10 protein-coding genes, 2 pseudogenes and 1 riboswitch are annotated in these 12,830 nt (G+C 67.7%); of the genes and pseudogenes, 6 read left to right on the top strand and 6 right to left on the bottom strand.

What is annotated here, in order from left to right; genetic code table 11:
• Positions 1–143: 143 nt before the first annotated feature.
• A pseudogene (locus F620_RS14530) lies at positions 144–455 on the top strand (rhodanese-like domain-containing protein); the annotation flags it as partial.
• An 86-nt stretch (positions 456–541) separates the two neighbouring features.
• On the opposite strand, the gene F620_RS0113500 reads toward F620_RS14530, so the two are convergent.
• A complete protein-coding gene (locus F620_RS0113500; protein ID WP_019570982.1) occupies positions 542–2,656 on the bottom strand; it encodes a diguanylate cyclase in 2,115 nt (704 codons plus the stop codon).
• 135 nt (positions 2,657–2,791) lie between these two features.
• Here F620_RS0113500 and F620_RS14525 point away from each other — a divergent pair.
• Positions 2,792–3,817: pseudogene (locus F620_RS14525) on the top strand (esterase/lipase family protein); the annotation flags it as partial.
• A 433-nt stretch (positions 3,818–4,250) separates the two neighbouring features.
• On the opposite strand, the gene F620_RS0113490 reads toward F620_RS14525, so the two are convergent.
• Positions 4,251–6,416: a hypothetical protein gene (locus tag F620_RS0113490; RefSeq protein ID WP_019570980.1), complete on the bottom strand. Its 2,166-nt coding sequence runs from the start codon at positions 6,414–6,416 to the stop codon at positions 4,251–4,253.
• A gap of 129 nt (positions 6,417–6,545) precedes the next feature.
• Here F620_RS0113490 and F620_RS0113485 point away from each other — a divergent pair, with 129 nt between their 5' ends.
• Together F620_RS0113485 and F620_RS0113480 are read left to right on the top strand one after the other, a co-directional pair.
• Positions 6,546–6,965, top strand: a complete 420-nt coding sequence (locus F620_RS0113485) for a universal stress protein (protein ID WP_019570979.1) — start codon at positions 6,546–6,548, stop codon at positions 6,963–6,965.
• Positions 6,965–7,303, top strand: coding sequence for a DUF3634 family protein (locus F620_RS0113480; RefSeq protein ID WP_019570978.1), 339 nt, complete (start codon positions 6,965–6,967; stop codon positions 7,301–7,303). The genes F620_RS0113485 and F620_RS0113480 overlap by 1 nt, the downstream gene beginning before the upstream one ends.
• A 42-nt stretch (positions 7,304–7,345) precedes the next feature.
• Here the strand turns inward: F620_RS0113480 and F620_RS0113475 are convergent, their stop codons facing one another.
• On the bottom strand, positions 7,346–7,849 hold the full coding sequence (locus tag F620_RS0113475; RefSeq protein WP_038031250.1) for a heme-binding protein: 504 nt from the start codon (positions 7,847–7,849) through the stop codon (positions 7,346–7,348).
• A 135-nt stretch (positions 7,850–7,984) separates the two neighbouring features.
• On the bottom strand, positions 7,985–8,476 hold the full coding sequence (locus tag F620_RS0113470) for a hypothetical protein (protein ID WP_051081259.1): 492 nt from the start codon (positions 8,474–8,476) through the stop codon (positions 7,985–7,987).
• A 497-nt stretch (positions 8,477–8,973) separates the two neighbouring features.
• Positions 8,974–9,228: riboswitch (cobalamin riboswitch) on the top strand.
• 136 nt (positions 9,229–9,364) lie between these two features.
• On the opposite strand from F620_RS0113470, the gene F620_RS0113465 reads away from it, so the two are divergent.
• Complete coding sequence (locus F620_RS0113465) at positions 9,365–11,503, top strand: TonB-dependent siderophore receptor (protein ID WP_019570975.1); 2,139 nt, start codon at positions 9,365–9,367, stop codon at positions 11,501–11,503.
• A gap of 107 nt (positions 11,504–11,610) precedes the next feature.
• On the opposite strand, the gene F620_RS0113460 is transcribed toward F620_RS0113465, so the two are convergent.
• Together F620_RS0113460 and F620_RS0113455 are read right to left on the bottom strand one after the other, a co-directional pair.
• Complete coding sequence (locus F620_RS0113460) at positions 11,611–12,048, bottom strand: hypothetical protein (protein WP_019570974.1); 438 nt, start codon at positions 12,046–12,048, stop codon at positions 11,611–11,613.
• A gap of 47 nt (positions 12,049–12,095) precedes the next feature.
• Positions 12,096–12,467, bottom strand: coding sequence for a rhodanese-like domain-containing protein (locus F620_RS0113455; RefSeq protein ID WP_019570973.1), 372 nt, complete (start codon positions 12,465–12,467; stop codon positions 12,096–12,098).
• A 180-nt stretch (positions 12,468–12,647) separates the two neighbouring features.
• Between F620_RS0113455 and F620_RS0113450 the strand changes: the two genes are divergently transcribed.
• The coding region (locus tag F620_RS0113450; RefSeq protein ID WP_196802056.1) for a helix-turn-helix domain-containing protein at positions 12,648–12,830 on the top strand (183 nt) is incomplete at its 3' end.

Genomic DNA, 12,830 nt, shown 5'->3' with positions numbered 1-12,830 from the left:
CCGGCCCTGCATCCTTCATCCCTTCCGCGCTAAACTGGTTCATGACCTGCCCCCTCGATATTGGCTCTGTGTTGAAGGTGGTTGTCCCAACCCCGAGAACATAACCCACGCTCTCGAGGTCGGGCAGGTCAATCCATCATGTCTACGCCCGCGGCACCATCCCCGGGGCCATCAACATCCCGTGGCAGGAGCTGAACATCGACGGCGACGCCGAGCCCGCGGACGTACGCGACATCATGCTCGACAAGTTCAGCGTGATGGATCACTGGGATCTGCTGGACTTCTCCAACGCGAAGACCCTGGTGCTGTTCTGCAACGGCCCGTGGTGCGGCCAGTCGCCCACCAACATCCGCACGCTGACCAACCTCGGGTACCCGGGCCACAAGATCAAGTGGTACCGCGGCGGCATGCAGATGTGGCACACCCTGGGCCTGACGACCGTCGAAGGCCGGTAGGAGGCCGGCCCTCCGGCCGATTTTCGCGCCGATTCGGCCAGAGGCTGGCCTCCCACGGTTACATCCGGCCGGTGGGAGGCCGGGCCTCAGGCCGTACACCCCCGATTGCGCCCGCCACGCTTGGCGCGATAAAGCGCCTGGTCGGCGCGCTCCTCGAGCCGCCGCAGGCTCTCTCCCCGCTCCGCACCAGCCACCCCGAGACTGACCGTTACCCCGCCCACGGTTTCGAACGGCTTGTCCTCGACCACCCGACGGATGCGTTCGGCCAGGGTCCAGGCACCCTCGGCGTCGGTATGCGTCGCCAGCACCAGGAACTCTTCCCCGCCCCAGCGCGCGAAGTGATCGGTGGAACGCAGCACCGTGCGCACCCGGTCGGCCAGCTCGCGCAGCACGCTGTCCCCGGCCAGATGCCCCCAGGTATCGTTGACCGATTTGAAATGGTCGACATCGAACATGATCAGGGAGAATGCCGTTTCGTAGCGCTCCCGCTCGGCATGAGCCTGCTCCAGCAGCGCGTGCAGCTTGGCCCGATTGTAGATCTCGGTCAGGCGATCGTGGGTGGCGAAGCGCTCCAGCTCCGCCTCCAGGCGTTTCTGTTCGGTAATCTCATGGAACACCGCCACGTAGTGCTCCAGCTCGCCCGCGTCGTTGTACACCGCGGTGATGGACTCCCACTGCGGATACACCTCGCCGTTGCGCCGCCGGTTCCATACCTCGCCCTGCCAGCGGCCCTCGGCCTGCAGGCGGGTCCACATCTCGCGGTAGAACTCGGTGTCGTGCCGCCCGGACGAGAGGATCGCCGGAGTCGCCCCGATGACCTCCTCCGGGGCATAACCGGTGGTCTCGGTGAAGGCCGGGTTGACCCGCTCGATGCGCCCGTCCGGGTCGCAGATCAGCAGCGCATGGGTGGTGTGGAAGGCGGTGGCCAGCAGCCGCTGCTCGACCTCCAGCGCGCGGCGCTCGGCGCGGTCGCTGATGTCGGCCAGGACCATGCTGACCATGTGCGGCGTATCCCCCGCCTCGCGGAAGACCGACGCCGCGACCTCCACCCACTGTTCGCGATCTTTCCGCGTCGGATGTTCCAGCCGCAGCTCCAGGCGCAGCTCCTCGTCGTTGCCGGCCTGCAGTTCATCCAGGGCGCGGTACAGCGCCGGCTGCCCGGGAAGATAGTCGGCCAGCGGGCAGCCGATCAGGGCCAGCGGATCGCGTCCCAGCAGGCGGCCGACCATGGGGTTGGCATCCTGGATGACGCCCGTCGAGTCGAGGATCAGCAGCCCCACCGGCGCGCGTTTGCGCACTTCCTCGAAGCGGCGTTCCTGACGCCGCGCCAGGCGCAGCTCATCGCGGGCCTGACGCAGGGCCTCGCCCAGCTCCTCCAGCAGCCGCGACTGGGTGGACGCCAGCAGCTCGGCGAATCCCACCAGTCCGAGCACCTCGCCGGACTCCGGATCGGTGATCCCCAGGCGGCGGATGCCGTGCTCCAGCATCATCTGGCGCGCACGGAACAGGCTTTCCTCGGTATCCACCGTCAGCAGCGGCCGACTGGCGACCTCCGCCACCGACGGATCCTCCGCCGCGCGCGTCAGCTGACGGACCACGTCGCGCTCGGTCAGGATGCCCGGCGGCCCGCCGTCGACCCAGGACACCACCGCCGCCGCCACCCCGGCCCGCGACATCGCGCGGGTCGCATCGGACAACGGCTGTTCGGCCTCCAGCCGCAGCGGACGGCCCCCCAGTGCCGTGCCCACTTCGCGCAAACGCAGGTAGGCCTCGGCCCCGTGGCTGAGCGCCAGATCGGTCTGCGAGATGATGCCGAAGGGCCGGCCGTCGTCATCGATCACCAGCAGGTGGCGAATGCCCGCCTCGGTCATGATGCCGTGGGCCTCGGTCGCCGACACCGAGCCGGGGATGCTGCGCACCGGCGAGGTCATCACCGAGGCCATGGGGCGGTCGCGTTCTTCCATCCGCGCGGGATCCAGGCGCAGGGCGTCGCGCTCGGTCCAGATGCCCTGCGGGCGGTCATCCTCGCCCACGACCACCACCGAGCTGCAGCGCGCCCGGTGCATGCGCCGCGCCGCCTCGGCGACGCTCTCATCCGGGGCACAGCGCACCAGATCGCGCTGGGCGATCTCGCCCACCGGCACGGACGAAGACCCGGCGAAGGTCGCGGGGAGTACGGGCTGTCCTTCTGTATCGTTCACGGTATTCCATTCCCGGCTGGCGTTCGGCGTGCATGGCGGCACGCGGATCCCAGTATAGACACGGAAAACGCCCGCACGTTATGAGGTGACCACTACCATGAAAAGAACCGGGCCTCCGGTTTGCGGGAGACATCCATGAAGCGTCGTCTGCGCCTGACCCTGCTGGTGCTGATCGCCCTGCCCCTGTTCGCTCTGGGGGTCTGGGCGCTCTGGGGCGAATTTCAGCCCGAGCAGGAGCGGGAACTGCGCGTGGAGGTTCACGACCGCCTGGAGCAGTGGTTCCCCGAGGCCATGGAACTGCCCGACGAACTGCTCGGTTGGGTCCCGCGCTCGCAACGCTACCCGGACTCCGCGGCTCCGGATGCCATCCTGCTGCACGGACTGGACGAGCCCGGCAACATCTGGGACGAACTGGCGGTGGCGCTGGACGGGGCAGCCTTCAACCCCTGGGAGTTCCGCTACCCCAACGACCAGGCGATCGACCGCAGCACCGACCTGCTGGCGGAACACTGGGAAGACCTGGACGCCGATCATCCGGTCATCCTGATCGGCCATTCCATGGGCGGCCTGGTGATCCGCGATTTCATTACGCGCTGGCGGCACCCGGCCGACGGCGAGCCGCGCATCGGGGGCCCGCCGGTGGACGGCGTGATCCTGATCGCCACGCCCAATCACGGCTCGGAATGGGCGCGGCTGCGCATGTGGCTGGAGCTGCGTGAATGGTTCGCCGATATCCGCGAGGAGCGGTTCTCGCTGTTCGCCGGGCTGCGCGACGGCACCGGCGCGGCCAAGATCGACCTGCGCCCGGACAGCCGGTTCCTGACCGAGCTCAACGCCCGTCCGTGGCCCGACGACATTCCGGTACGCATCATCGGCGGCGTGCTGGCCGAACCCACGCCCGAAATGGAACGCGGCCTGCAGCAGATGGGGGAACAGCTGGACGCCCCCGAGCTGCCCCGGCGCATCGCCGACTGGCTGGACCAGACCGGCGAAGGCCTGGGCGACGGCGTGGTCCCGGTCGACTCCCTGGCCCTGGAGGGGCACCCGGAACCGCTGGTCGTGGAAGGCTCGCACCGCGGCCTGCTGGTACCCACCCTGACGGACACCCCGCCGGCGATCGAGCCCGTGCTGGAGATCCTGGAGCAGTGGCGCGGAGAACCGGATGATGCCCGCGCGCTGGCGGGCCTGGACGAGGCCCGCATGGTCTGGGACATCACCAACGAGCGCCCGGAGCACCTGATCGCGCGCATCAGCATTATCGAGAAGACCCTGGAGTCCGTGCGTGCGCAGGACGTGCGCGCGGACATGATCCTGAGCTTTCGCGATGCAGCCACCGCCCTGCTGGTCACGCGCGACGACCACCTCCCGCTGGAAGACGCCACCGCGGCCGGCCACGTGCGCGACCGCCTGGCGCGGCTGGCCGCGCAGGACGGCGTACGGCTGAAGGCCGATGCCGCGAGCCTGCGCCGCCTGGACCTGGCCCCGGAGGACCTGCCGGACTTCATACGGCCGGTGGAACAGGCCCCGATCGCCATGCTGCGCTGGCGCGCCGAGGGCTACACCATCCTCGACGCCACCTATTGAGAGATCGCATCTAGCCCGGCAGGTCCGCCTGGTTGTGGCGCAGGAGGGAACGCCAGTAGCGGTTGGCGTCGGACAGGATGTGCGTCGCCGCGCCCACCAGCTCGCGCAGTTCCTCGGTGCGCATCCAGCGGGTCTGCTCCACGGCGTAGTCCTCCTGCACCTGCTTGTGCAGGGCGAAGGCCTCCTCGAGGGTGCGGAGCTGGCGCCAGACCTGGCCGGACATCGCCGACATGCGCACGACCTCGTTCTGCGCGAGGATGCCGTGGATCGCCGCACCCCAGGCGGGGAAGAACGCGGTAAAGAACAGGCTCCACGGAAAGTGGAAAAAGAAGTGCAGCGTGACCACCAGGAAGGTCGCGAAGAACAGCGTGAACGCAAGCCGGTGCAGGTACTTGTGGTTCATCTCCAGGTTGTGGGCCGAGCGCCGGTAATACTCGCGGTGCTCGTCCAGCACGTCGTGGATGTAATCCAGTGCCGCCTCGTTGTGCTCGCTCATCCGGTAGGGCACGCGGCCACGGCGGTCCTGCGGCATGCCCTCGGCCACCAGCAGGCGCTGCAGCACCCACAGTTCGGTGCTCTCCAGCTCCGAATGCAGTTCCATGGGGCGACCTTCGGGGCGGCGGTTCTCCGGCCGCCAGTACGGTGCGGAAAACGTCCTCGGGAGCACCAGTAACGGATACCCCAGACGCAGATAACGCAGCTGCTCGGCGAGGAAGCGAAAGCGGATCCAGTGTCCGTGGTGATCGCGGTAGCGGGCCTTCAGCACGCGCCGCACGATGAAATGCAGCAGCACGAACTCCACCGCGATCCAGAAATAAGGCACCTCGCCGGGCGTCGCCGGCCACACCTGCAGGGCCCCGGCCACCGCGGCGAACACCGCCATCGCCGCCGCGTAGTAGATCATCCAGGTGTCGTCCTGGTGGCGCGTGGCAAAGATGCCCGCCTGCTCGTCGGACCAGTTGAAGAAGTGCTCGAACGCCGGTTCGCGGATGGGGTGCTCGGCCTCGCGCTCGGGGCTCGGACGCACCGCGTTGTAGCGGTTGCCGCGGGACGGCGCCGGGCGCAGGGCCCGCAGTGCCCCGCGGAGGTCGAGCATGGCCAGCGCGGAGGATGCCGCATGCAGACGGTTCACCAGCCAGTGGCGGCGCACTTCGTCGCGGGCATCGGTCTGCAGCAGTTCCACCACACGCGAGGGCTGACTGCGCGCCGGGGGCTCCAGCATCGCGTGCAGCCACATCCAGCTGCCGGTCACCCAGTTCCATAACCCCGGCGGACGCCGGCGACGTCGGGCCAGCCCCACCAGGCCCAGCAGCCACAGCCCCCACCAGACCACGTAGTGCCCCACCCCCACCTGGTCATCGATCCGCCGGATCAGGCGATTCTCGGTGGCGGTCTCGTCGAGGGCCGGGGTGAACGGACAAAGGATGCGTTCCAGCCACTCGTCGATCCGGCGGGAGTCGAGCTCCACCGGGTCGAACAGCGACAGCAGCGCCGCCGGGGTCACTTCCATCACGTCCAGGCGGGTCAGCGCCGCGTCGGTCACCCGCGCCGCCGTCAGCATCATCAGCTGCGGGGTGTCCTGCTCCGGGTCCAGATACAGCAGCAGGACGCCCTGTCGGCGCATCACCGCGTCGCGGATCATCTGCCCCGCGCCGCTGGTGACCTCGTGGGGTTCCTGCCCGTCCCACACGGCCACCAGCATGTCCGAAAACGTCAGCGCCAGGTCATCCCGCAGGCGGTGCACCGACTCAGGCGGGCCCTCCGCACCATGGACGGGCTCGGCCCCCAGCACCACGCCACGGCGGGCATGCGCTCCCGGCTCGCCGGCCGTCTCGGGGCTGGTGGACATCAGATGCAGGTCCACATCCAGACGCGCGGCCGCGGATCGCGCCAGCTCGTTGGTTCCGGTGGCACGCCCGGTGATCAGCCGCATCACCGGCGACACGTCCGCATACACCGCATCGGTACTGGCGAAACGTTCCGCGGCCGCGCCGTACAGCCGCCGCAGCACCCGCTCCAGGGTGGCCTGCAGACTGGCCCGGCGGGCTTCGGTATCTCCGTGCGACAGCCAGTTGCGCTCCAGCCGCTGCCCGCGGTGCCCCCCCACCAGTACGGAGAACGCCGGGGTCAGCCGGACCTTGTACGGGTCTTCCCCGCCCCCTGTTTCCGCTGCCAACGCATATCCTCCGGGACAAAAACTGTGAAACCATATCACCGTGGCCGTCAGCCGACTGCCCCGCCCCGCCGGAATCTGCTATACGGCTGAAAGGTCGGGCGGGCCGACCGAACCGTTAAGGAAACAACCATGTTTGAACGAATCATGATCCCGGTGGATCTCGAACACACCGACAAGCTGCAGAACAGCCTCGAAATCGCGGCCAGGATGGCACGGGAGTACGACGCCACGGTGTACTACGTGACGGTTTCGGGGAGCCTGGCCAACCGAGCCGCCCGGACCCCGGAGGAAATGGCAAGGCATCTGGCGGACTTCGCCCGCGAACAGGGCGAGAAATACGGCATTCGCACCGATTCGAAGCTGATGCACAGCAACGACGTGGCGGTGGAGCTGGATGACAAGCTGGCTCAGGCGCAGAAGGAACTGGATGCCAACCTGGTGGTGATGGCCTCGCACATCCCGGGCGTGGCCGACCGGTTGCATCTGATCAGTTCGAATGCGGGTGAGCTCGCCCGGCGCCTCCCGGTTTCGGTCTTCGTGCTGCGCTGATGATGTTCATCGCCTTTGTGCTGATGATCGGCTTTCTGATCATCGCCGCCGTTCTGCTGGTATGGCAGGTGAGCATCCTGTTCAGCGTGGTGATCGAAGAAGACGGCAGCGTGCACACCACCCGCGGGGATCCGCCGCGCAATTTCCTGCACGCGGTGCGCGAGGTAGTCAGCCGCCACGGGCTGCAGGGCGGCAGGATCACCGCGGTGCGTGGCCGCGACGGCGTTCGCGTGCGCTGTTCGCGCCGTGTGCCGGAAGAGGCCCGTGCGCATCTGCAGGCCGCGGCGGAGCGGGTCAAGGTCGGCCGCCGCCGGCGCGGGCGCAAGAAGCGCCGCTGAAACCGGCCCTCCCCGGTACGGGCAGGGCCGGATAATGCACCGTCAGAGCAGATCGTCCTGGATGGCGTCGATCGCATCCATCGCGCACTGGTGGTCGACATCGCCGCTGGGACCACCCGACACCCCGATGCCCGCGACGATGCGCCCGTCGGAGGTGACCTGAGCGCCGCCGCCCAGGATGGTGACGTTGGGCAGGTGCTGGATGCCGTAGCTGCCCTCGCCCGGGAAGGTGTCCCCGCGCAGCTCCAGCGTATCGGTACGGAAGCTGACCGCCGTCCAGGCCTTGCTCTGTGCAGTGCCAACGGTGTGCGGACCGGCGAACCGATCCCGCTTGAGAGCCTGGGTCGTCCCGAAGCGGTCGACCACCGCCGCGGTCACCTGTGCGTTGCGATCACGACAGGCATCCACCGCGGCCTCGACGGCCTTGGTCGCGATTTCGGGTGTCAGGCTGGGGGTGTTGAACGTGGCCGAATCGGCATGAACGGGCGCGGCGGCCAGAGTCATCAGGCCGCCGGCCAACAGTGCTGAACGCATGGATGGGGACATATCAACCTCCAGGGTTGTGTGGACTCCACCCATTCTTGTAGGTGCCGTTCGGGGATTTGGCAAGCTCCGTTTCGGGACGCCCGCCACGTTCCGGTCCGGCTCAACGGTTTCCGCAACCGGCGCGGTCGACCGCCTTCAGGCCACCCGGCCAACCCGCTCGGGCGCCGCATCATCGGCCATCACCGGCGGGTACTGGCGAGCGAGCTCGCGCGCCGCCAGGACGAAGGTGTTCACCTGCGTGGCGTGCTCGCGCAGCTTGTGCGCCAGATCCGGGTCCTCGCTGACCTCGTCCACCACCACGCCGTCCGGGCGCTCTTCCACGTGCACTTCGATGCGCCCGCGCTGCTCGAAAAGGGTGCGATACAGCGGATCACGGTCACGCAAGTGTGCGCTCTCGCGCAGCCGCCGATGCAGTTCCGGCACGTGCACCCGCAGCAGTGCGGCCAGTTCCGGATCCGTTGCCGTCGTCACCGTCCGGGTACCACCCTCGATGAACTCCAGCTCCCTCCGGATTGCGTCGTGGGACTCCAGCAGGCGCTGAAAGACCACCTGCTCACGCTCGTGCTGCTTGCGGGCTTCGGCGTCAAGGTGACCGCCGCAATCGATCATTCTCAGGTGCATCGTCATGGTCTGTCGGCCTCTTGCTGATGATCCTGCCCGGAAGAAGCAATCTCCCTGCCAACTCGTATTTCCCGCCATGACGCGGCCACATGCCGATGCCGCCGATCCGGTCACGCCCTGAACTGCGAATATTGGCAGCTGCTAATACAATAAAATGCCACCTGTGACACCCGAACGCTCGCAAGTTACTGTCAAAAGGGGAAAATCATCTCCAAAAAATTTTCGAATATGGATTGATTCCAATTTGCGGCCGTGTATAATTCCCATTGTCGAGTCGACGGCAGCTCAGCGTCGGTTCGCCATGCAGGGGCCCCTGGCCCCTTCTCTCCTCCATCTCTTCTGGATTTTGCCGTCGGCTCTCGGTGCCCCCCGCACCGACCCGGCGGCCCTTTTTTAAATCCGTCCGATCTGGATCCCGAAGCAAACCACATGCCAGGCACTGGCCGCCGCGACCGTGGGTCAACCGGACACTGTTGGTTTGACACAACACATTAGTCCTCACTAATATTCCGTCTCCCCCGGGTGCTTCGTCGCCATCCCGACGACGAGTGAAACGGGAAGTCCGGTGCGTGCCCGGCCTCGACCTGCGCACAAGTCCGGCGCTGCCCCCGCAACGGTAGGCGGGTCACGGCAGACCCATGCGAACCACTGCGAAGAACGCGTCCGTTCAGGGCGTACTTCGCGGGAAGGTGGTCTGCCCCGGAGCCAACGGCTCCAGCCCGCAAGCCCGGAGACCGGCCCGGAGGACAACGGAGAACCGCGGGGAGCGGTATCGCCGGGCGAATCGACATCGCTGCGCGTCGTTCACGACGCGCCGACGATGGCGCACGCCCGCACCCCCGCGGTCGACACCCACGACCACGGCGCACGGGCGGTGCGCAAAGAGAGTTCGCAATGTTCCCGAAGAAGAGATTTCCCGCGGCCCTGCTGGGCGGTGCCGCGGCCGTGCCCTTGTTGCTGGCGGCACCGCCGGCCACCGGCGAAGAAGACCCCGACGATTCCGCACGGGTACTGCCACAGGTCACCGTAACGGCGGCGACCCGCACCGAGCGTCTGGTGGAGAACACGCCCGCCTCCACCGAAGTGATCACCGGCGAGGACATCCGTCGCAGCGGGGCGACCATGCTGGACGAGGCCCTGCAGGCCGGATCCAGCCTGTTTACCGGTGCCGACGGCAACCGCTTCTCGATCCGCGGCGGCGGCCGCGCCGACATCGTCTACATGCTGGATGGCCGCCGGATCAGCGGCACCTCCGGCCGCGGCTTCGAGCTCAACCGCATCCCGGTCAGCCACGTGGAGCGCATCGAGATCGTGAAGGGCCCCGGCAGCGTGGTGTACGGCTCGGATGCGGTGGCCGGCGTGATCAACGTGATCACCCGCCGGCCGGATGCGGGTTTCGAAGGCAGCGTGGAGCTGCAGGGCGGCATGCCCGCCAGCGCCGATGGCGGGGAGCGCATCAACGGTTCGCTGTTTCTGGGCGGCGGCACCCGCGACACCCGGTTCCGGCTGCTGGCGGATGTGCTGGACCGCGAAGCGTATTCCGAAGGCGCCATTGCCGACGTGCGCATCGCCGAGCAGGGCGAGCAGGTCCGGCCGTCGGAGTCCGGCGCGCTGGATGATGACCACGCGATCCAGGACCGCTACGCCTTCGACGAGGACCGCCGCGAGAGCGCGCGGGTCTACAACCTGCGCGCCGGCGTCAGCCACTGGTTCACCGACGACTTCAACGTGGAGCTGGAGGCCGGCCTGCTGCGCGAAGAGCGCGAGCGGCGCTTCCTGCACGAGCGTCCGCCGGTGGCCACCGGCTACACGAACAACAATGGCGATCCGGTGCGCGCCCTGCAGTTCCCGGCACAGCGCAGCGAGGACAGCGAGCGGCGCGATCTGGCCGTGGCCGCCGAATGGTTCGTGACCGACACCCTGGAGCTGAATTACCAGGCCTACGAAAGCAAGTTCGAGATGGACCGCTCCAACACCTTCCTCGAGGCCGCGGACTTCGGCTTCGATGCCACCGGGGACAGCGAATTCGGCCCGCGCGAGGTCACCTTCACCGACCGCGTCCACGACTTCGCCGCCACCTGGCGGCCCGACGCCCGCCACACGGTACTGACCGGCTTCGAACACAAGCATCAGACCTACCGCGACCGCGAACCGGCGCACGAGCCGGAAGACGACCAGTGGGTCGGCGGGGTGTTCCTGCAGCACGAATGGGCGATCAGCGAGCGCCTGGATCTGGTCTACGGCGCCCGCCACGACGAGACCTCCACCGAGGTCGACAACACCTCGCTGCAGGCCGGCGCGGTCTATCGCCTGGCCCCCGAGGCCCGGCTGCGCGTGCAGTATGCCGAGGGGTTCAAGCTGCCGGAATTGCGTTCGTTCCACGTGGACACCCTGAACCCGCGCGGACAGCGGGTGCTGGGCGCCCATGTCGTCGATCCGGCTGTCGGCAAGACGCGCCATGAACTCGACCCCGAGACCAGCCGCAATGCCGAGCTCGGCATCGCCGGCGACCTGCGCCTGAGCGACACCACCACGGGGCATTACGACGTGGGCCTGTTCTATACCGAGTTCGATGACCGGATCGCGCAGACCCAGAGCGATGGCGACTACCGCACGTTCCGCAACGTGAGCAACGCCCGCGCCCGCGGCGTGGAGACCCGCCTGGGCGCGGACTTCAACTCGCAGGTGGAGCTGCGCCTGGGGGGCACCTGGATGGATGCGATCGATCGGGACAGCGGCGAGACCCTGAGCGACACGCCGGAACTCACCATGGTGGCGAGCGCACTGTGGACGCCCACGGAAGAATTGCGCCTGCAGCTGCGCAGCCGCTACGTGGATGAGGTACGCGTGGCCGGGGACGAATGGGATCGCTCGTTCACCCTGACCAGTCTGAACGTGGAGTACGCGCCGGCGGCCTGGGAGGACGTCACCCTGCGCGGCGGGATCGACAACCTGTTCGATGCCGACAATGAAAGTTCGCTGGCAGCGGATCCCGGCCGCTTCCTCCACGCCGGGGTCCGGTACGACTTCTAGAACGTCCGGTCCGGGGACCGGGAGGGCTGCCTTTATGGGCAGTCCTTCCCCCGGTTTTCATGTCGTTTCTGTCACCACCCCGCAAGAACCGGGATTGCCCGCCACGCTCAGGAGGAGATCTCGGTCGTCTCTCCCGGCATCGGGGAGGGCTGTACCGCGGCGGCCTGCCCCCTGGCCACGAAGCCATCCACCGCCCGGCCGTGCGCCCGGATCAGCTCGACCACCTCGGCGTCGTCACTGGTCTCCTCGACCACCACTCCATCGGCACGCAGCTCGATGTCCATGGACACCCGATGCCGCTGATCGAAGATCGCGACATACAGCGGGTCCCAGCGGCGCAACCGAAAACCTTCCTGCAGCCGACGGTGCATCGCCGGCACGTGATCATGCAGCAGCCGGACCACTTCGGGATCGCGCGAGGTCGTGACGCTGCGCAGCCCTCCGTCAATGTGGGTCACCGTACGCTGGATCGCATCGTGACGTTCCAGCAGCCGGTGAAACACGCTCTGGTCGTGCTGGTGACGGCGCTGGAGTTCCGGATTCATGCCCTGGCCACAACCGGCCGAAGAAGCGTTATTGCTCATACGAAGGACTACCCCGGGTTCGGATTGGAACCCGACTCGCTGCAATATTCCTGCCAGGCTGCCGATCCGCCGCGCAGCACGCGGGCGTCGATGTCCATCGCGCGCAGGCTCTCGGCCACCAGATGGGAGCGCCCGCGCCCGCCACAGAACACCACCACGGGCTGCGCCGGATCCTCCAGATGGGACTCGATGCTGGCCTCCAGCCTGGGCCGGGGGATGTTCACGGCCCCCTCGATGGACGCTCCCTGCGCCTCTTCCGGCTGGCGCACGTCCACCAGCAGCAGCGGTTCACCGGCCTCCCGCCAGCGCGCCAGCTCCGCCGGCTCCACGTGCGGCAGGGTCTGTTCGAGACGGGTGATGCGTTCTTCGAAACGGCTCATGACGATTCCTCGGGTATGGTGGAGAGGTAATTCGAGCTTGCCGGCAGGCCGCCGGAGACCGCAACCTGAGCGGTACTTGTCAGGTCTCGTCTGATTGCATACCGCGAGAGAAGGCACCCCTGTTTCATGCCCGGGAGTGGATGAGTATTGTGCCCGATGAGCGAACGGGAGGCTGACCGCATGGCGAGTACGATCCATTCCAACGCCCGCACCACACCCCGGATCCGGCAGGAACTGCAGGAGGCGCCGGCCGGCGTCAGCGACCCGGAACTGGCCCGGCGCTACGGCATCAGTCGCATGACGGTGCGCAAGTGGCGCCGCCGGCGCACCGAGGTGGAAGACCGTACCCATCGTCCGAAGACG

Source organism: Thioalkalivibrio sp. ALE11, assembly GCF_000381205.1.
GTDB lineage: Bacteria > Pseudomonadota > Gammaproteobacteria > Ectothiorhodospirales > Ectothiorhodospiraceae > Thioalkalivibrio.
The sequence above is the reverse complement of the archived record's forward strand: the minus strand, read 5'-3'. Positions and strand labels throughout refer to the sequence as shown.